Below are 20,236 nucleotides of genomic sequence, written 5' to 3'. Positions count from 1 at the left end.
CGTGACGTCCCGGTCTGCGGTCGAGGATGGCGGCACATCAACCCATGAGGAATCGTCGCCATGCAACTCAAAAACGCCTTGTCTACCACGTTCGGTTTGTTGATGCTCAGTGCTGCTGCCATTGCTACCGCGGCTGACATGCCGGTGATCAAACCGCTGCGTGGCACGGTGGAAAGCGTCAGCAACAATACTCTGACATTCACTGTCCGCTCCGGCGCCCAGCAGACTATCGGACTGACTGACAAGACCGGTATCAACCGAGTATCCAAGGCCAATATCGACTCGATCAAATCCGACAGCTTCATTGGCTCGGCGGCCATCCCGCAGGCCAACGGAACATTGAAGGCCCTGGAGGTGACGGTTTTTGACGCCAGCCTGAAGGGCAGTGGCGAAGGTCATTATGGCTGGCAGAACGCGGATGGCAGCACAGGCACCATGACCAACGGTACCGTGGGGAAACTGTCCAAGGCCGATGGCCGCACATTGACCGTCAACTACAAGGGTGGCGAAAAACAAATCGTCGTACCGGACGATGTGCCAATCGCCTACGTCGAGCCAGGCAAAGCCGATGAACTGGTCAAAGGTACGAAAATTGTCGTGTTCCCCGCCGCAGATGGAACCACCGCGCGCGGCATTGCGGTTGGCAAGGATGGCTTCCAACCACCGATGTAATTACCTGAAAAGGCAGGGGCGCTGCCGTTTGGCAACGCCCCGCTACATGGACGGCTTCCAAGGGGAAACACGTGAGACAGAAAAAGCTTCATCCCTGGCCGGTTCGCCTCACCCACTGGCTCAACGCCGTCTGCATGGTCTGCATGTTCATGAGCGGTTGGGCCATTTACAACGCCTCGCCACTGTTCGGCTTCAGGTTTCCGGTGGCGGTGACCGTGGGCGGTTGGCTGGGTGGATCGCTGGCCTGGCATTTTGCATTCATGTGGCTGCTGCTGATCAACGGCTCAATTTATATGCTGTATGGGTTGGTCAGTCGGCATTTCAAACGTGAGCTGCTGCCCATCGGGCTTACCGCGTTGAAGCATGATTTGACGGACGCTTTGCGTTTACGGCTGGTGCATGAAAAGGGCGTCTATAACGCAGTGCAGCGCCTGATGTACTGGCTGGTGCTGGCGGCAGGCGCACTCGTCGTGATCTCGGGCGTGGCCATCTGGAAACCTATTCAACTTCAAGCGCTGGTCGCGCTACTGGGCGGCTATGACATTGCACGTTATGTACATTTTGGGGCGATGGCGATGATTGCTGCATTCGTCGTGATTCATCTTGCGTTGGTAATGCTGGTGCCCAGAACCCTGCTGCCAATGATTACAGGTGGTGTGCGGTCTCTGGAAACCGGGAAAAAAAGACCATGATTGAACGCAAGAAAAGAACTGTTCAGCGCATCAGGCTTGAACCTGCGCAACAGCTTGAGCTGGAGAATATCCAGCGCCGCCATTTCCTTCGTGCCGGTTTGACCGTGGGCGCGATGTCGATGCTGACCGGTTGCAACCTGCAGGACGGCGATCAGGTCGACAAGGTGCTTTGGGCCATGTCGCGCTGGAATGATCGGGTCCAGGCCTGGCTGTTCAGCGCACGGAAACTGGCCCCGACCTTCACAAGGGCACAGATCACCACGCCATTTCCGTTCAACGCATTCTATGGTCAGGACGACATCCCAGAGGTGGACTTGGCAAGTTACTCGCTCGCCGTCTCCGGCCGGGTCAGGGACACGGCACCCTGGACACTCGAAAGCTTACGCAAACTGCCGCAACGTAGCGATATCACCCGTTTGATCTGTGTTGAAGGCTGGAGCGCCATCGGGCAATGGGGAGGCGTACCGCTCAAAACCTTCCTGGAACACATCGGGGCCGACACCACAGCGAAATTTGTCGGTTTCAAATGTGCTGATCGTTATTACTCCAGTCTGGACATGCCAACAGCCTTGCACCCCCAAACACTGCTGGCACTGGATTATGCTGACGTTGCGTTGCCGCCCGAGTACGGCTATCCCCTAAGGGTTCGAGTACCCACCAAGTTAGGCTTTAAAAACCCCAAGCATGTTGTCGAGATTTTCGTGAGCAACGACAACCCGGGCGGTTATTGGGAAGACCAGGGATATAACTGGTTCAGCGGGATCTGATCAGGCAAGAAACCTAAACAATAGACATTGCGAGCTTCAACTTCCCCGTTGCCTGAATGAGGAGTGCACCCATTCCACCTCATCTTGCAATTCCAGGACCTGGCCATGAAAGCGCTCCAGTGAGGCGTGGTGGCCGACGCTGATCAGGATCGTATCCGGCAGCATGTCCTTGATTAGCTGGTAACAACGCGCCTCATTGGCTGCATCCATCGCGGCGCTGCTCTCGTCTAGAAACAGCACCGCGGGGCGAGCCAGGAGTGCGCGTACGAAGGCACAGCGCTGCTGTTCGCCGAGGCTCAGGGTTTGCGCCCAGTCGCGTTCCTGGGCCAGGTGGGTATCCAGGTGGTCCAGGCCGACTTGCCGCATGATCTGCTGCAACACGGCATCCTGTTCCTCATGGGCTGGGTGGGGGTACCACAGCGTCTCGCGCAAGCTGCCCAGGGGCAGATAGGTTTTTTGCGAGAGGGTGAGGGCGCGGTCGCGGTCATAGGCAACGGAGCCTGAAGCATGGTGCCAGAGGCCGGTGACGGCGCGAATCAGCGTGGACTTGCCGTACCCCGAGGGAGCCTTGATCAGCAGGCTGTCGCCCGGCTTGAGCGTCAGGTTGAAACCTTCAAACAGTTGTCGCCCATCAGGCAGCCAGATGGCCAGGTTGCGAATGTGCAGACCATCGGACCGTTGCGTCAGTACCACGTCGGAGTCGACCTTGACGTTATCCAGGCGTTTCTGGAAACCATCCAGGCGATCAACTACCGACTTCCATTCGGCCAATTCCGGGAATACGCCAACCAGATAGGCCACGGCGGCATGTACTTCGCCAAACGCCGCGCTGATCTGGGTGAGACGACCAAGGGTGAAGGCCCCGGCGAAAAACTGCGGGGCCATGATAAACATCGGAATCACCGTGGCACTGCGCAGGTAGAAGGTCGAGTACCCCATGATCAGCTTCTGTTTTTTCACCAGGACCCAGAAGTTCTGCAAGGCCGCTTCCAGGCGCTGATTGAAGCGCTGGCTTTCCACGGCCTCGCCCCGGTACTGGGCGACCGAATCGGCGTTCTCCCGCAGGCGCATCAATGAGAAGCGGAAATCGGCCTCGCGCCGCTGCTGCATGAAGTTCAGATGGGGCAGGGCGCGGCCGAGCCAGAAGGCGAAACCGGTGCCCAGCAACGCGTAGAGCAACGCCACCCACACCAGCAGCCCAGGAATCACCAGGCCTTCATCGCCCCATGGAATGCGGACCAGGCCCGAAGCCTGCCAGAGAATATTCAGGAATGAAAACAGCGACACCACCGCCGTCAGCAGCCCCAGGCTCAGCTTCAGCGACTTGATGATAAACAGGTCGATATCTTCGGCGATGCGCTGGTCGGGGTTGTCTACCTCGGTCTCGGTCAGTTTCAGCTTCTGGTAGCGCTGGCTGTCGAGCCATTGCGCGAGCAGGTTGCGCGTCGACCAGCGCCGCCACAGCAAGGTCAGTTTCTGCTGAAAGTGAAACGCGCCGACGGTAAAGGCCGCCAGGCCGATCTGGAGCAGGATGAATTGCAGGCCGCCCAGCAGGAAGCCCGGGTAGTCCTTTTCCTGCAGTGCATTATAAAAATGCAGGTTCCAGAAGTTATTGAGGATATTGACACCCACCAGGCACAGGTTCATCGCCACCGTGGCCAGCAGCAACAGCAGGGCCGGGTATTTCTGTTCGGAGGTCCAGAAAGGCCGTGCCAGGCGCCAGAAAGTGCGAAGTGTATGCATGGGGGCTGAAGAGGTCCGGTCGCTGGCGACGTTGAGTTTGCAGGATAGGGAGGATAGGATCTGCCAATGCTAATCGCTTGCATTCATAAGGGAAAGCGACAGGAGTCCCGTTATCGAATTTCCAGACTGGCTCAAGCAGGCATGGCCCCCCATACAACGGGTCATCCAGCTTGAGTCGAATGACCAGCCCTTCCTCCCGTTGAGCCGCGTCGCCGAGCCTGCTTTACTGGAGCCCGTGCTGGCCGAATTTGCCTTGCGCTATCCCGGCATCAACAAACCGGCGGTGGTGTCGCAGTGGTCGATGAACTACATGAGCATCGTGGTGCCGGCGACCTTGGCCTGCGTGCTTACGCGCCAACAGGCAATCGACTTCTGGACGGATGACAGCGTGTTGCGCCTGGATGCCGGGCAGCCCTTGGCGTTGCACTTCGCCAGCGGCTTGCCGCCACTCACGCCACCCGAACACGACCTCTACCTATCGCGCTGGTTGCACGAGCACCTGGCACCGTTGTTCGCCACCCTGGCGGCGGCCGGTGGCCTGGCGCCAAAGATCCTGTGGGGTAATTTCGTCGCGATCTGGGACGGCGCGTTCGACCGGTTCGACCCCGACCTGTCCCGCCCAGGCTTTGCCGAAGTGCACCGCTGGCTGGAGCCGGTCAGCGTCAACCACGGACGCTTGAAGTTGCGCGGCCTGCAACGCCAGGTGCCGTCGCCCGCACCAGACATTTGCCCGCGCCTGCCGTTGCGTCGCCATTGTTGCCTGCATTATCAACTGCACCCGCTGGTCGAGGGCGAGCCGCTGGTACTGTGCGAATCCTGCCCCAAACTGCACCGCCTGCCCCTGGCGGAGCAGGTCAGCTACCTGCACTCCCTCTACGACTGAGCGGCACTGGCCGTCAACGGTGCTTCGCTCAGGCGCCCATGCTCGATGCGCAACAAGCGATCGGCAAGGCCGAAATAGGCATCGTCGTGGGAAATCACAATCACCAGTTTGCCGCGCGCGCGCAGGTCCGTAAGGATGCGCGTGTAGAAGAAGTGCTTGAACATCGGGTCCTGGTCGGCTGCCCATTCATCGAACAGGTAGCACGGACGATCATCCAGATAAGCGCTGAGTAGCGCCAGGCGCTTACGTTGCCCGGTGGACAGCGCCAACGTGGTCAGGCGGCCCTGGTCGATTTGCACCTTGTGATCCAATTGCAGGTGCACCAGGTAATCCTGGGCCTGCTGCACCAACTGCGGATCGTCGCCGTCGAACAGGTTTTCGAACAGGCAGAAGTCGGTAAAGATCGCCGAGAAGTGCTGTCGGAAATGGTGGTTGTCTTGGCTGGACGACACCTGCTCGTCAAGCATCACGTCACCGCTTTCCGGTCGATACAGGCCGGTCAGCAACAATGCCAGAGTGGTCTTGCCGCTGCCATTGCCGCCGGTGATGAACACCGTCTCGCTCGCCTTCAAGGTGACGTTGATGGGCCCGAGGGTGAAGTGGCCGTCTTCGCGTTCGCGGTAGTAGGTGTGGGTCACATCGCGGCATACCAGGCTGCGTACCTGGGTCGGAGCGAAGGTTTCCAGGGTTTCGCTGGCACCCTGCATTTCGCCTTCCAGAGCGCGGATCTTGTTCAACGCCACGCTGGCGCGGCCCAGGGTCGGCAGGGCGTGCATCAACTCCGAGAGTGGAGTGATCATGTACAGAATCGCGAGGATATAGCCGGTGACCAGGCTCACGCTCAACTCGATAAAGTGTGGCGCGGCAAACAGCACCATACCGATCAGCAGATAGAACACCGCGTTGCCCCAGTTCAGCACCACGGCATAGATGCTCATGCCACGCACGAAGTCGCGACGGTATTGCTGGCTGACCGGCAGCAGCTGGCGCGTGAAGAAGTGCTGGCGACGCGGGTGATTGAGCTGCAGCTCCTTGCTGCCGTCGGTCAGCAAGCGGTAGTGCTCGAACAGCTGGTCCTTGAGTTCGCGCGCGCGCGAGATCGACGTCAGCGCCCGGTGTTGCGGCCAGTTGAAACTCAGGCTGCCGAGCACGATCAGCAACACCGTCAAGCCCAGCAACGGCAAGCTCAGCCACCCCAGGTAACCCAGGCAAGCGATGATGATCCCGCCGTTGACCAGCAGGATCGGCACCAGCTCCACCGCCTGGCTGATGGTTTGCGTGTCATCGGTCAACATCGCCAGCAACCGGTGTTTGCCCAGGCGCTGCAATTGCGCATAGGGCGTGTCGATCAGCTTGGCGCTCAGGTGCAGGCGCATATCGTTGACCGCCGCCTGGCCCAGGCGCAGCAGGCTGATATCGGAAATAATCCGCGACACCGCCACCAACAGCACCAAGCCACCGAAGTACAGGCCGTCAATCGGGCGCAGTTGGTCGAACACCGTGAGGCTGTGGTTGATCATCGCGATCAACCCTGCTGCCGCAAGCCCGCAGGCCAGGCCGGTCAGCGTCGCCACCAACAGGGCGCGCCATGAGCGCTTGGCCATGAGAATCAGCAAATCCATTCAAACCGCTCCGTCTGTCGCCAGGGCCGCGAGGCCGGCGACCAATTGTTGATGCATCGTGGGTTGTTCCAGGAGGTTCAAGTGTTGCGCCTGCACCACGTCGCGGACCCACGGCCCGCTGCTGAGCTGTTCCCACTGCGGGTCGGTAAAATCCGCTGCTTGCAGCGTGGTATCGGCCCACCAGATATGCACCGGGCAGCTTAGCCGTGGCGGCTGGAAGCTGGCGAGCAACTGCTGCGTATGTTGCTGGTAACCGAGGCGTGTGTGCAGGTGTTCCCAGCTGTCGCCCTCCAGTTGCAGGCCTTGCTGGTGTGCCCATTGCGCCAGGGCAGGCAGGCGCTCGGCGGGGGGCAGTGTAGCCAATCGTGCGATCAACGCGGTGGATACCGGCGCCGGCAAATTGCGCAGCCGCGCCTGGCTGTCCACGGTGAGCACCTGCGCGGCCGAGTCCAGCAACGCCTCGACGCTGTCTTCCTCGGCCTGCCGCTGGTATTGCGAGTCGAGGATGCCGAGAAACGCTACTTGTTCGCCGCACTTTTCCAGCTGCGCCGCTGCGGTGATCGCCAGCAGCCCACCGAGGGAAAACCCCAGCAAATGATACGGGCCGTGGGGTTGCTGCTGGCGCAGTTGCTCGACATACAGTGCCGCGAGGCTATCGATACTGCCGTCGAGTGCCGTGCTGTCGTCACCCAGATACGCCGCCTGCAAGCCCCACACTTGCCAGTTCGCCAGATGGGGCAGCAGCGCGCGGTAATCCTGCACATGGCCAGTGGACGGGTGGAAGCAGAACAGGTTCAAACCCGGTCCCGCCGCCGACAGCCGCACCAGCGGCGACAACGTGAACTGCGCCTGCACCAGTGCTGCAAACGCCGCCACGCTTGGCGCATTGAACACCGCATTCACCGTGACCGGCGCCGACAGTACCGTCTGCAGGCGGCTCGCCAGGCTCACTGCCGCCAGCGAGTGCCCGCCCAGGGCGAAGAAGTCATCCTCGATCCCCACCCGTTCCAGGCCCAGCACCTGCGCCCAGACACCGGCCAGCAACGCCTCCAAGGGCGTGCGTGGCAGAGCGCCGCCAACGTTGTCGAGAACCTTGTCAGCCAATTGCTGCAGGGTCTTGCGGTCGAGCTTGCCATTGCCCATCAACGGCAGCGCTTCAACGATACGCACAGTCGGCAGCATGTAATCCGGCAGGCGGTCCTGCGCCTGGCCATGCAGTTGCGCCACCGTCGCCGTGTGGCCTGGCGCCAGGGTCAGGAACGCAAACAGTTGCTGGCCCAGCTCACCTTTAGGCAGGCACTCCACAGCCGCCTGGGCCACGCCCGGCAGGCTGGCCAACTGGGCCTGGATCTCGTCGAGCTCGACGCGGAACCCACGCACCTTGACCTGGCGATCGGTGCGCCCAGTGATTTCCAGGCTGGCGTCATGCCGATAGCGCGCACGGTCACCGGTACGGTACAGGCGCTCGCCATTGCACTGGATAAAGCGCCCAGCGTTGTGTTGCGCATCAAGGTAGCCGCGCGCCAACTGCGGGCCGGCGATATACAGTTCGGCGTTTTGCCCAGGTGCGGCCAGTTGTTGCTGCTCGTCGAGCAGATACAGGCGCATGCCATCGAGGCGGTCGTCCAAGGGCAGGCGCCGGTAGTCATAGGCCGGATCGACCTTGTGCATCACCACCCCAACGGTGGTTTCGGTCGGCCCGTAGTGGTTGAACAACGTAAGTGCCGGTGCGAACGCGCAGATCGATTGCAACAGGCGCCGCGAACAGGTCTCGCCGCCGAGGATCAGTTGCTTGCGCGGCAGCACGGCGGCGCTTTGCGTGTGGATCAGCCAGGCGTCGAGCAACGACGGGACGATTTTCAAATGATCGACGGGGTACTGCGCCTGCCACGCGACCCAAGCCTGGGCATCCATGGCGGTGTCCTTGTCGATGACGTGCAGTTCGCCGCCGCTCAGCAGCGCCGGGAACAGCAGGGTATAACCCAGGTCCGCTGCCAGCGAGGTGACCACGGCACTGCGTTCACCGGCTTGCAGGTGCAGGCGCGAGGACACGCTCGACACGTAACTTGCCAGTTGCGCATGTTCAACGATCACGCCTTTCGGCACGCCGGTGCTGCCTGAGGTGAACAGCACGTAGGCGGCATCCCCGGGCTGGATGTCATGGGCAACGTCGCTCATGGGGGCCTGCTGCCAAACGGCGGTGTCGCGAATATCAAGGCTGCCCATCGATGCCAGCGCAGGTGCGTCGCCGGCGGCTCCGGTGAACACCAGGCGCGGCTGCGCCTGTTGCAGGATCGCCAGGGAGCGTTGTGCGGGCTGGTGCACGTCCAGCGGTACAAACGCCGCGCCGCTCTTGAGCACGGCGAGCATCGCCAAGACCATCTGCGCCGAACGGTCCAGGTACAAGGCCACGCGATCTTCGCGGCCGATACCCTGGGCCATCAGGTAATGCGCCAACTGGTTGCTGCGCGCATGCAGTTCGGCGTAGCTCAGGTGCTGGACGGGGTCGCGCAACGCCAGGTGTTCAGCAAAGCTGGCGGCACAGGCGTTGAAACGCGCCGGTACGCTGGCAAAGGGTGGTGCGACCTGCTGTTGACGAGCCGCCAGCGTTGCCGCAAAGCCCCGTACGTGCAGCGATAACTCGGCCAGGGGCTTGGCGGGGTGGGTGAGGGCGTCGAGCAGCAGCGACTGCACTTGCTCCAGCAAGGTCTGCGCGGCCTGGATGCTGTAGTGTCGGGCTTGATGGCATAGCGTCAGGCGATAACCGTCAGCGTCCTGTTCGGCCACCAGCAGCAGTTCCATGCCAGCGGGGATGGCGTCGATCTCCAGCACCTTGAACGAGCTGTCTGCACGGTCGAACCCAGGGCTCCACTGAAAACCATAAGGCGTGGCCTCAACCGGCGGCGAGTATTCCTGCCATTCGCTCGCCTGTTCGCAGAGCACTTGCAGCGTCGCCAGTGCCTGGGTGAATGACCGCTCGACAGCCGGTTGCCACGGCAGCGGCAGGGCCTTGGCGAACAGGCCCCAGCAGTCGGCGAGCTCTTCATAGTCGTCACGGCAGTCGTGCACCCAGTTCAGGGTGAGGGCCGCACAGTCATTGGCGCTCAAGCGCTGTAACAACACGCCCCAGGCGGTCATCAGCAGCTGCTCGGCAGGCGCGGCATGACGTTGCAGCGCGGCGCTCAAGGCAGGATCGAGCATGACCCTGGTGGTCAGCGGCGTAGCGGCCTGATTGTTGCGTGCCTCGCGGTACAGCAACTCGGTACCGGCGTGCTCGCCCAGCGCCAGGCTAGCCCAGTATTGCCGACCTTGCGCCGCGTCTTCATCCGCCTGCAAGTCGTGAATCCATGCGCTGTATTGGGTGTAGGTCATGGCCTCGTTGTCAGGTACAGGTACCTGCGCCGTACCCAGGGCTTTCGCCAGGCGCAGCAGCGTCCCACGGTCGGCAGCCAGGGCGGGTAATTGCAAGGTGACCCGATACACCTCTTCCACCAGCGGATGCACATCGACACTGACGGTGTCAGTCACCGCGACGACTTGCAACGGCACTTGCAACCCGGGTTCAGGTCGGGTTTGCAGGCGCAGCGCATCGTGCACGGCGCCCAGCGCCGCCAGCCGTTCATGCAGCTGTGCCAGCGCGGCGGCGCCGTGCACTTGCAGGATCAAGCGTGCCGGTGGCGCATTCGCCAGCCATTGGCTGCGTTGTTGTGGCGAGAGGGCGAACGCTGCTTCGTAGTTGCTCATACCGGCTCCTGCGTGCGCTGCAATTGATCGCGATTCATCATCTGGCCCATGGCGACGCAGATTCTGCGTTCGCCTTCAAACGGGTCGCGGGCATGCGCCACCAGCATATTGTCGAGCATCACCATGTCGCCTTTTTGCCAGTCGAAGCGCACCGCACAGGCCTCGTACGCCGCACCGATCACGTCCATCACTGCATCCTCGATCACGCTGCCATCGCCGTAATACACATTGCGCGGCAGGTTGCCGGCGCCAAACAGGTTGATCAGGTTGCTGCGCACCTGCGCTTCCAGGCAAGCGCTGTGATGCAGTTGCACCTGGTTGAAGAACGACGCCTCACCGGTATCCGGGTGCGCGACGATCGCCGGGCAGTGCTGGGCAATCTTCAGGTTGTCGGCTCCCAGCCATTCCCACTGCATGCCCGATAGCAAGCATTGGCGTTCGACCTCTTCGCGTTGCTCGGTCTTGAAGAAGTCCTGCCAGCGCACATCCAGCTTGTCGGTGAAGTGCCGCACATACAGCAGGCCCAACGCTTTGAAACGCTCGACGATGGCCGGCGGCAACTGCGCCAGCACCTGGCGGCAATCGACGATCGGCGTGCAACCACCGCGTGGTGCGGGGATCTCGCAGAAGAACCACTGCTTGCGTGGCCATTGCGGCAGGTGCGAGCTCTCGTTGTGGAACAGAATCATGTGTTGTTCCGGGTACGGCGTGGAGTGGTAGATGTTCTTGCCGGATTTATTCTTCGGCAGGTCGCCGTAGGTGCCGTACAAGTCCGGCTCGATGGCCTGGGCGAACTGCTCGAAGGCGCTCGCGTCCGGCAAGTTGAAGCCACGGAACAACAGACCGCCATGGGTGCGCAGTTGCACATTGATCCATTCGCGAGCCTGTACAGCCCAATGCACCGGATCCAAGTCGGCGAGCAGCGGTTCGATCACCAGGGGCAGGGGTTGGCCGTCGCTCAAGGTCCGTGTGCGCACCTGTTCGTGGGCCAGTTGGCTCACAGCGGTGGCGCGGGTGGTTTTCAGCTTGCTCATTTTCGACAGCTTGCGCGCGCTGCGTGCCTGGGCGTCGTCGGTTGCAACGGGTTCAGGTTGGGTGTCGCCCGCCAGGCGCCACGGCCAGTCTTGCAGGTTGAGGTTGTCCAGCAGGGCCTGGAAACCTTGCTCAAGATCAGCCAGGGTCTGGGCGCTCAACACGCTGGTGCGATAGACCCAGCGCACAGTCAGGCCGTTCTCGTCTTCCTCGACAAACACCGCGAGGTCGAATTTGCTGGTTTCCTGCTGCGGCGCCAGGTGTTCCACCGCCAGGCCCGACAAGCCGGCCGTGCCCTGCGGCGTGTTCTGCATCACGAACAACACCTGCACCAGCGGGTTGACGCCAGGCGTACGTGGCGGTTGCAACGTCTCGACCAGCTTGTCGAACGGCACCTGCTGGTGCTGGAAGGCTGCCAGGCAGTCCTCGCGCAGGCGTTTCAGGCGGCTATCAAAGGTGTCGTTGTCATCAAGGCGTGCGCGAATCGGCAGCACGTTGACGAAGAAGCCGATCAACGGCTCCAGCGCCGATTGCTCGCGGTTGGCCAGGTCGGTGCCGACGATAAAGTCGTTCGCACCGGTCGCCCGCTGCAAGAGGCTGTTGAAGGCATTGAGCAACACCATGAACAACGTGGCCTTGTGCTGTTGCGCGTACGCCTTGAGCACCTGGGTGTGTGCCGGGCTGAACTGCTGGGTCAGCGCCGCACCCTGGTAATCCGGCTGCGTCGGACGCGGCGCATCCAGCGGCAATGCGATCAAGGTCGGTGCGCCGTCGAGCTGACGCCGCCAATAGTCAATCGCCCGCGCCAACTGGCGTTGTTGGGGTTCGCTGCGTTGCCACTGGGCGTAATCGGCGTACTGGATCGGCAGCGCCGGGAGGGTGGGGCTCATGCCGCTGGCGTAGGCCTGGTAGCCGGTGATCAGTTCCTGGATCAGGATGCCCATGGACCACGCGTCGGTGGCGATATGGTGCAATACCAGTTGCAGCACGTGATCCTCCGTACCCAGGCGAAGCAGATGGGCGCGCAGCATCGGCGCCTGTTGCAGGTCGAACGGCTGCGCCGCCTGCCGGTCAATCACGCTTTGCAGGGCGTGGGACTCGACGTCGACCGGTGTGAGGTCAAGGTTCGGTGCTTCGTTGATGACCTGGCACGGCTGCTCGCCTTTCAAGTGGAAGGTGGTGCGCAGCGCTTCATGCCGCTCCAGCACACGCTGCAACGCCTGTTGCAAGGCCGCGATGTCGAGCGCGCCACGCAAGCGCACCACGCTGGACATGTTGTAGGCCGCATTCGGCCCTTCGAAGCGGTCGAGGAACCACAGCCGTTGCTGGGCGTACGACAACGCCAGCGTCTGGTTGCGCGGCACCGGCACGATCTCGTTGTCGTCCGGCACCTGGGCCTGCTGATCGACCGCCCGCGCCAGTTGCTCCAGGGTGCCGCCTTCGAACAAGGTGCGCAGCGGCAGGCTGACGTTCAAGCGGCGGCGAATGCGCGAGAGCATCTGTGTGGCCAGCAACGAATGCCCGCCGATGGCGAAGAAGTCGTCGTGCACACCGACGTCGGCCACGCCGAGAAGGTCCTGCCACAGCTCGACGAGGACTTTTTCCGTCGCCGTACGCGGCGCGACCGCCACGCCTTGAGCCTGTTCGGCCTGCGGCACATCCAGCGCCGCCAGCGCGCGCCGGTCGACCTTGCCGTTCGCGTTCAGCGGCAGTTGCGTCAGTGCCAGCCAGCGCGCCGGCACCATATAGCTCGCCAGTTGCCGCTCCAGATACGCGGTGAGTAGCGGTTGCGCGGTTTGCCCGCCGAGGTCGGCGGCAGCATCGAGGACATACCAGGCCACCAGTTGCAACGCGCCACGGGCATCGGGCAACGCCAATACCGCCGCGCTGTCGACGGCCGGATGCTGCATCAGGCGATTTTCGATTTCGCCCAGTTCGATACGATAACCACGGATCTTCACCTGCTGATCGCGGCGGCCGAGGTATTCAATCACCCCATCGGCGCGCAGGCGGCCGATATCACCGCTGCGGTACAGACGCTCGCCCGGCTGGAACGGATGCGCCACAAAGGCTTCGCGGGTGCGTTGCGGGTCGCCCAGGTAACCACGCCCGACACCGACACCACCAATGCACAGTTCGCCCGGCACGCCGATCGGCACGCAGCGCAGGTCTGCATCCAGGACAAACACCTGGTTGTTGGCCGTCGGGCGGCCAATGGGCATGTGCAGGCAGTCGTCGCTCGGCGCCTCGGTGATCGGGTAGAACGCCACGTCATCCGAACACTCGGCGGGGCCGTAGGCGTTCATCAACGGGATCGACGGGAAGCGCGCGAACCAATCCTGTGCCAGGGTCGGCGGCAGTGCCTCGCCGGTGGGCAGCAGCCAACGCAGGCTGGCCAGGTGGTCGTGTGCACGCACCTCCTGGAGCATGCCACGGATCAGCGACGGCACGGTTTCCAGCAGGGTCAACTGCTGCGCCTGGACCGCATCGAGCAAGGCCAGCGGGTCATGGGCCTGGGCGTCCGGCAGGATGTGCACACAGGCGCCCACCAGCGGTGCCGCGAGGAACTGCCACACGCAAATATCGAACGCCGGCGAAGCGGTCTGTGCGATGCGGTCATGTTCACCCAGGCCCAGGGCCGGGACTTTGCCGAAGATGTTATTGAGCATGCCGCGCTGTTCAACCATTACACCTTTTGGCGTGCCGGTGGAGCCAGAGGTGAAAATCACGTAGGCCAACTGATCGGGGGTGTGAACGTAGTCGACCGCCGGCTTGACCTCGCCTTGCCACAGTGTCTGGGCGACCAGGCATCTTGGCTGCCTGAGGAGCTGCGGCAGCACGCCATCGAGCACGGCGGTGGCGTTCTCGCATACCAGCAGCAGTGGCGCTTCACCCAAGCTCAGCAGTTCGGCCAGGCGTGTGGCCGGCTGCTGGATGTCCAGCGCCTGGAAGGCGGCCCCGGCCTTGAGTGTACCGACCATCAGAGTCAGCAGCGCCAGGCCACGTTCGGCGAACAGCGCCACCAGGGTTTCCGGGCCTGCGCCGGCAGCTTGCAAGGCGTGGGCGACGGCGTTGGCGCGACGGTCCAGCTCGGCGTAGGTCAAGGTTTCGTGCAGGTGCACCGCAGCAATCTGTTGTGGCCGGCGGCGCACCTGTTCGGCGAACAGCGCGGCGTAGCCTTGAGCCAGCGGGAAATCGACCTCGCTGCGGTTCCACACCACTTGCAGTTGCTCGCGTTCGCTGGCCGACAGCATGTGCAGCGTGCCCAGTGGCGCGTCCGGCGCGTCCAGCATGCTCGACAGCAGTTGCACCAGGTGCCCGAGCATGCGCTGCACCGTGTCGGTGCTGAAGCGCTGGCTGTCATAGGACAGGCGAATGCCCAGGCGATCACCGGGGTACAGCACCACCGTCATCGGGAAGTTGGTGTGCACCCGATCTTCATAGATATCGATACTGAAGGCATCCAGTTGCACGCTGCTGATATCCAACGGTGCGTTTTCGAACACCACCAGGCTGTCGAACAACGGCTGGCCGCGCGGCACGTTGCTGCTGCGCTGGATATCCACCAGCGATGCGCTTTCGTGCTCACGCAGACGTGCGTTGTGCGACAGCAGGGCTTGCAGCCAAGCCCCGACTGGCGCTTGAGGATCGACATCGATGCGCAGGGGCAGGCTGTTGATGAACAGGCCGACCATTTCCTCCACCCCCGCCAGATCGGTGGGGCGACCGGCCACGGTGACGCCGAACAGCACATCGCGGTTGCCGCTGTAACGTGACAGCAGCAGTGCCCAGGCGCCCTGGATCCAGGTGTTGGGCGTCAGTTGGTACTGCTGGCACAGTTGCTGCAAACGTTGGGTCTGGCTGATGCTCAGGGTCTGGTCGACGTCGCCGACCTGTTCCGGCGCTTGCTCCGGGCGGGCGAGGGCACTGTCCACATGCAGCGGTGTAGGCTCGTTGAAACCAGCCAGGTCGGCTTGCCAGAAGGCGTGCGCGGCCGCCATGTCCTGGCGCTCCAGCCAGCTCATGTAGCCACGGAACGAACGTAAGCGTGGGCGCGCCACCGGTTCCTGGCGCACGACGGCCTGATAGATCGCCAGCAGGTCTTCCATCAGCAAGCCGAAGCACCAGGCATCGGTGAGGATATGGTGGAAGCTGCGCACCACCGCAAACCGCTGCTCATCGAGCTGGAACACCCGCAGGTGGGTCAAGGGCGCGCTGCTCATGTCGAAACCCTGCACGCGCTGGGCTTCCAGGGCCTGGTCCATGGCTTGGCGCTGCTGTGCGTCATCCAGGTGACGCAAGTCTTGCCAGTCGAACGCCGGGGCGGTCTTGCGATACACGCATTGCAGCGGTTCGTGGTCGTCCTGCCACCAGAACGCGGTGCGCATCATCGGGTGGCGGTCGAGAAACAGTTGCCAGGCGGCTTCCATGGCCGGGCGTTGCAATACGCCGTCCCAGCTGTAGCGCTGTTGCATCAGGTAGATGCCGCTGTGGGGTTGCAGCAGTGTGTGTAGCAGCATGCCTTGTTGCATCGACGACAGCGGGTAGACGTCTTCAAGGTTCGGCCAATCCAGCGGTTCGGCAGCGAGGGTTGCAGCCTGCTTATGGCAAAGCGGGAAGGCTTCGCTGGCGGGGCGCAGGTCAGGCTCGGCGAGCAGGGCCGCCAGGGCGTTGAGGCGTTCGGCCAGTTGCGGTGCCCAGTCGGCGGCCAGCGCGCCTTCGACACGCAGGTGCAGTTGGTCGTGCTGCCAATGCGCATCGATGCGCAAGGCATGGGGCGAGGCCACCGGCGTATTGGCGTCGGTGATGTGCTCCAGCAGGCCGCGCGGTTCACGGTGGCTGTCGAAATCGCCGCGCCAATGGACGGCAATCGGTGCCGCCGGCAAACCGCGCAGGGGGTCTTGCAGGTAGGTGTTGTCCGACAGATAGCGCAGGGCACCATAGTCAGCGCCGTGTTGCGGGTAGGCGCGCAGTTGGGCAGCCACCGATTGCAGGCGTTGCAGCGCAGTAGTGCCGGCGGCTTGCAGGAACACCGGTACTGCCAGGTCCAACGCACCGACAATCAGTGTTGGCTCAAGGTCGGCAAATACCAGGGGCGCAGCCACTGGCAGGCGTTCGGTGGCGGGGCGTGCGGCGTACAGGTCCAACGCCAACAGGCCGTCCCCGCACTGTTCGGCCACGGCAGTGGCCAGCAGACAGTTCCAGTCCAGGTGCAGCACGTTGGTAAGGCGCTTCAGTTCGCTGGAGGTCGCGGCGCTCAGGCTCTGCTCGACCACATTGCTCGGCTGCTGGCTGTCAGGCAGTTGCAGCGTGTCCAGCCCGGCGTATTGCAGCCAGTGTTCCCAAGCAGCGTCGAGGGCATCGCTCCCGGCATGCGCTTGCTGATGGCGTGTCCATTGGGTGAAGTTGCCACCGGTGTAGGACAGTCGCACCGGCCTGTGCAAGCGTAGTTGTGCCAGCGCCAGATTGAGGTCCGTCAGCAGCAACGACCAGGAGGTCTCATCCACGCACAGCGGGTGCGCGGCCAATAACAGGTGCTCGCCGAGCAGGCTGGCATACAGACTTTGACCTGCCTGCAGGTCAAGCGTGTCGACCCCAGCCTGGGCTAGCGCGTGCAGGTGCGCCGGGTGGTAGTCGCCAGACGTGATCGCGGCCGCTTTGGGGGCGACCAGCACCCGCTGTTGCCCGTCCGCGTCGAACGCGAGGCGCAGCGCCTGGTGATGCTGTTGCAAGGCGCCAAGGGCCTGGCTGAGCTGGTCGCGATCGAGCGGTTGCGCCAGTGCCACGCAACGCCATGTGGCGGTCAATGGGCCTTGTTCCAGGCGTGCGCGTTGGCCGGCGCTCAGGGGCAACGCATAGCCATCTGCAAGCTGTTCGGCCATGGCATGGCTGGCGTCGGCGCCCAGTACACGGGCGATATCGGCGATGGTGCGGTTCTCGAACAGCTGCCGTGGCGTGAGCTTGAGCCCTTGCTGGTTGGCCCGCGCGATGATTTGCAGGTTGAGGATCGAATCACCGCCGATGGCGAAGAAGTTATCGTGCACGCCGATCTGTTCGCGTTTGAGCACGTCTTGCCAGATCGCCGCCAGCAACGTTTCTACTTCATTGCGCGGGGCGACATGGGAGGCGCTGTCATCGCCGGTGGTGGGTGGCAGCGGCAGGCGCTGCGCATCGACCTTGCCATTACGGGTCAGGGGCAGTTCATCCAGGGTGATGAAGTGCGCGGGCACCATGTAATCCGGCACGCGGTTGCCGAGGTCATTGCGCAGCTTGAGGGCCGACAGCGACTGGCTGGCCACCAGATAGGCGACCAGGCGCAGGCTGCCGTCCAGTTCCAGCGCGCGCACCACGACCTGTTCGATCAGCGGCGACAGGCGCCTGATCTGCGCCTCGACTTCGCCCAACTCCAGACGGTTGCCACGAATCTTCACCTGGCTGTCGACCCGGCCAAGGAACGCCAGCTGGCCGTCCACCAACCAGCGCACGCGGTCACCGGTGCGGTACCAGCGGTTCTGCTGCTCATCGCGCAGGAAGCGCTCGGCGCTCAGGTCTTCACGGTGCAAGTAGCCACGGGCGAGGGCGCCGCCGATCAGCAGCTCACCGCTCACCCCTGTCGCCACCTCGCGCCCCTGTGCATCCACCACCCGCAATTGACGATTGGGCAGCGGTCGGCCCAAGGCAATGTTGCGCTGACCCGGCGTGAGTTCGGTGGCAATTGCGCCGACCGTCGCTTCACTCGGACCATAGTGGTTGAACACCCGCAACCCCGGCGCCAGGCCGTTGACCTGCGCCAGCAGCGCCGGGCGCAGCGCGTCGCCGCCAAACACCAGCAGCGACCGGGGCAACAAACGTGCATCCGGCAGCGCCTGCAACAGGCCGTTCAGATGGCTCGGGGTGATTTTCAGCACGTCCACCGGGTGCTGGCTGAACAGCTCCGCCAGGGCCAATGGGCTGAAGCCGCTTTCGTCATCCACCAACAACAGGCTGCCACCGCCGCACAGCGCGCCGAACAGTTGGGTGTGGCCGAGGTCGGCGGCAATGCTCGACAGCAGGCCGTAGCAGGCGGCGGCGGGCGGCTTGAGCACGCTGTGCACCGCTGTCAGGTAGTCGACGATTGCCCGGTGCTCGACCACCACTCCTTTTGGCGTGCCGGTGGAGCCCGAGGTGTAGATCACGTAGGCGGCGTCATCCAGGCTGTGGGCGACGGTGGGCGAGGTAACCGGCTGCGCGGCGATGGCCTCGGCCTGTTCGGCCAGGCTCAACAACGGCGTGTGCTCGGCCAGGCGTGCCAACAAGGGCGAAGCTGTCGCGCCGATCAGCAGGGCGGCGCGGCTGTCTTGCAGCACATCGGCCAGACGCCCGGCGGGTTGTTTCAGGTCCAGTGGCAGGTAGGCGGCACCCGCCTTGAGCGTGGCGAGCAGGGCGATGACGAAGTCGGCGCTGCGCTCCAGGGCGAGGGCGACCAGGCTGTGGTGGCCGATGCCTTGGGCGCGCAGGTGATGGCTGAGGCGGTTGGCGCGCTGGTCCAGCTCGGTGTAACTGAGTACGCGTTCACGGTCGCGAATCGCCGGTTGGTCCGGGGCGGCGGCGACCTGTTGTTCAAAGCGCTGGTGCAGGCATGCCTCAGGGACAAGCAGCGGCGTACCACACCCCAGGGCTTGCAACTGCTGGCGTTCGTCAGCCCCCAGCCAATCGAGTTCGCCCACACGGCATTGAGGTTGCGCGGCCATGGCCAATAGCACGTTGCGCAACTGCGCCGACAGCAGGGTGATTTCAGCGTCACTGAAACGGCTGCGGTTGTAGCTGAACAGGTAGTGCAACTGTTCGCCCGGTACCACGATCAGCGACAGCGGGAAATGGTTGCGCCCTTGGGTCAGGACCAGGCCATCGGTGGCCTGCTCACGGTTCGGGTCGGCGAAGCTCAAGCCGCCGGCGTCCTGGTTGAGCGCATCGGTGACCGGGAAATTTTCGAACACCAGGATCGAATCGAACAACGCCTGCTCGGCCGCGATCTTGCTCATCGACTTGAGCTTGCCCAGGGGCAGGTAGGCGTGGTGGCGCAAGTCGCTGTTGGCTTGCTGCAACTGTTGCAGCCAGTCCACCAGCGCCGGGCTATCGGCCCACTGCACACGCAGGGGCAGGGTGTTGATGAACAGGCCGACCGTGCTGTCGACGGCCGCGAGGTTTTCCGGGCGCCCGGCCACGGTCACGCCGTAGATCACGTCGTCGCGCCCGGCGTGTTGGCCGAGCAACAGGGCCCAGGCGCCTTGGATCAGGGTATTGAGCGTCAGGTGATGGCGGCGGGCGAACTGCGCCAATTGCTCGGTTTCGTCGGCACTCAGGCGGTTTTCCCGTTCGGCGCACGGTGCGTCGGTCGGGGGAGCCAGGCGCAAGCCGAAATCGGGCAGCGGCGTCGGTTCGCTGACGTCTTGCAACTGGTTACGCCAAAAGCCTTCGGTGGCAGCCATATCCTGGTCCGCCAGCCAGGCGATGTAGTCGCGATAGGCGCGAGTCGGCGCCAGGTTGGCCGGGCGGCCATGGGCGTGTTCGTAGTAGAGCGCCAGCCATTCCTGGATCGCAATGCCGACGCTCCAGCCGTCCATGATGATGTGGTGGAAGGTCCAGATCAGGTGCCAGCGCTGCGGTTCCAGGCGCACCAGGGTCAGGCGCATCAGAGGCGAGTCATTCAACTCCAGCGGTTGTGCGCGTTGTTCCAGGGCCAATTGCTGCAGCGCGGTTTTCGGGTCGACATGGCCTTGCCAGTCCAGCTCGCTCAGGGGCAGCCCGACGTCGGTTTGCACCACCTGATAGGCGTCGTCGAGGTCTTCCCACAAAAACGCACTGCGCAACACGGCGTGGCGTTGCATCAGCGCCTGCCAGGCCGCGCGAAACGCCGGCAATTGCACCGGACCGTTCATCTCCAGGCTCAGTTGCTGGTAATACACCCGTGAGTCCGGCTCGACCACGCTGTGAAACAGCAAACCATGCTGGGTCGGCGATAAGGAGTAGATGTCTTCGATGTTGTTCATTGTTGTGCGATCCATTTCAAATGCTTGGGGAAGACGGCCAGCCGCGGGCCGT

General features: G+C 63.2%; 8 protein-coding genes. 4 read left to right on the top strand and 4 right to left on the bottom strand.

The window, feature by feature from the left end; all coding sequences use genetic code 11:
- The first annotated feature begins 60 nt into the window (after positions 1–60).
- The 3 genes from LVW35_RS15370 to LVW35_RS15360 all read left to right on the top strand — a co-directional run bounded on the left by LVW35_RS15370 (position 61) and on the right by LVW35_RS15360 (position 2,131).
- Complete coding sequence (locus LVW35_RS15370; RefSeq protein ID WP_233890940.1) at positions 61–672, top strand: hypothetical protein; 612 nt, start codon at positions 61–63, stop codon at positions 670–672.
- Positions 673–743: 71 nt separating this feature from the next.
- Positions 744–1,364, top strand: a complete 621-nt coding sequence (locus LVW35_RS15365; RefSeq protein WP_233890939.1) for a cytochrome b/b6 domain-containing protein — start codon at positions 744–746, stop codon at positions 1,362–1,364.
- Positions 1,361–2,131 (top strand): molybdopterin-dependent oxidoreductase, encoded by a 771-nt coding sequence (locus LVW35_RS15360; protein ID WP_233890938.1) that lies wholly within the window; start codon positions 1,361–1,363, stop codon positions 2,129–2,131. The genes LVW35_RS15365 and LVW35_RS15360 overlap by 4 nt, the downstream gene beginning before the upstream one ends.
- Before the next feature lie 36 nt (positions 2,132–2,167).
- Here LVW35_RS15360 and LVW35_RS15355 read toward each other — a convergent pair whose 3' ends face one another.
- A complete protein-coding gene (locus LVW35_RS15355; RefSeq protein WP_233890937.1) occupies positions 2,168–3,874 on the bottom strand; it encodes an ABC transporter ATP-binding protein/permease in 1,707 nt (568 codons plus the stop codon).
- Positions 3,875–4,100: 226 nt separating this feature from the next.
- On the opposite strand from LVW35_RS15355, the gene fhuF reads away from it, so the two are divergent.
- Positions 4,101–4,757: a siderophore-iron reductase FhuF gene (gene fhuF / locus LVW35_RS15350; protein ID WP_233896485.1), complete on the top strand. Its 657-nt coding sequence runs from the start codon at positions 4,101–4,103 to the stop codon at positions 4,755–4,757.
- Here fhuF and LVW35_RS15345 read toward each other — a convergent pair.
- The 3 genes from LVW35_RS15345 to LVW35_RS15335 are packed head-to-tail and all read right to left on the bottom strand — an operon-like array spanning position 4,748 to position 20,184.
- The gene (locus LVW35_RS15345) at positions 4,748–6,379 is read right to left on the bottom strand and encodes a cyclic peptide export ABC transporter (RefSeq protein ID WP_233890936.1); all 1,632 of its coding nucleotides are present in this window, start codon (positions 6,377–6,379) and stop codon (positions 4,748–4,750) included. The genes fhuF and LVW35_RS15345 overlap by 10 nt on opposite strands.
- Positions 6,380–10,123 carry a non-ribosomal peptide synthetase gene (locus LVW35_RS15340; RefSeq protein ID WP_233890935.1) on the bottom strand — a complete coding sequence of 1,248 codons (3,744 nt, stop codon included), beginning with the start codon at positions 10,121–10,123 and terminating at the stop codon, positions 6,380–6,382.
- Entirely contained in the window at positions 10,120–20,184 is a 10,065-nt protein-coding gene (locus tag LVW35_RS15335; RefSeq protein ID WP_233890934.1) for a non-ribosomal peptide synthetase, read from the bottom strand. Before LVW35_RS15335 ends, LVW35_RS15340 begins: the two co-directional genes overlap by 4 nt.
- Positions 20,185–20,236 lie beyond the last annotated feature (52 nt).

The sequence above is a fragment of the Pseudomonas sp. HN11 genome, from assembly GCF_021390155.1.
Taxonomy (GTDB): domain Bacteria; phylum Pseudomonadota; class Gammaproteobacteria; order Pseudomonadales; family Pseudomonadaceae; genus Aquipseudomonas.
The sequence above is the reverse complement of the archived record's forward strand: the minus strand, read 5'-3'. Positions and strand labels throughout refer to the sequence as shown.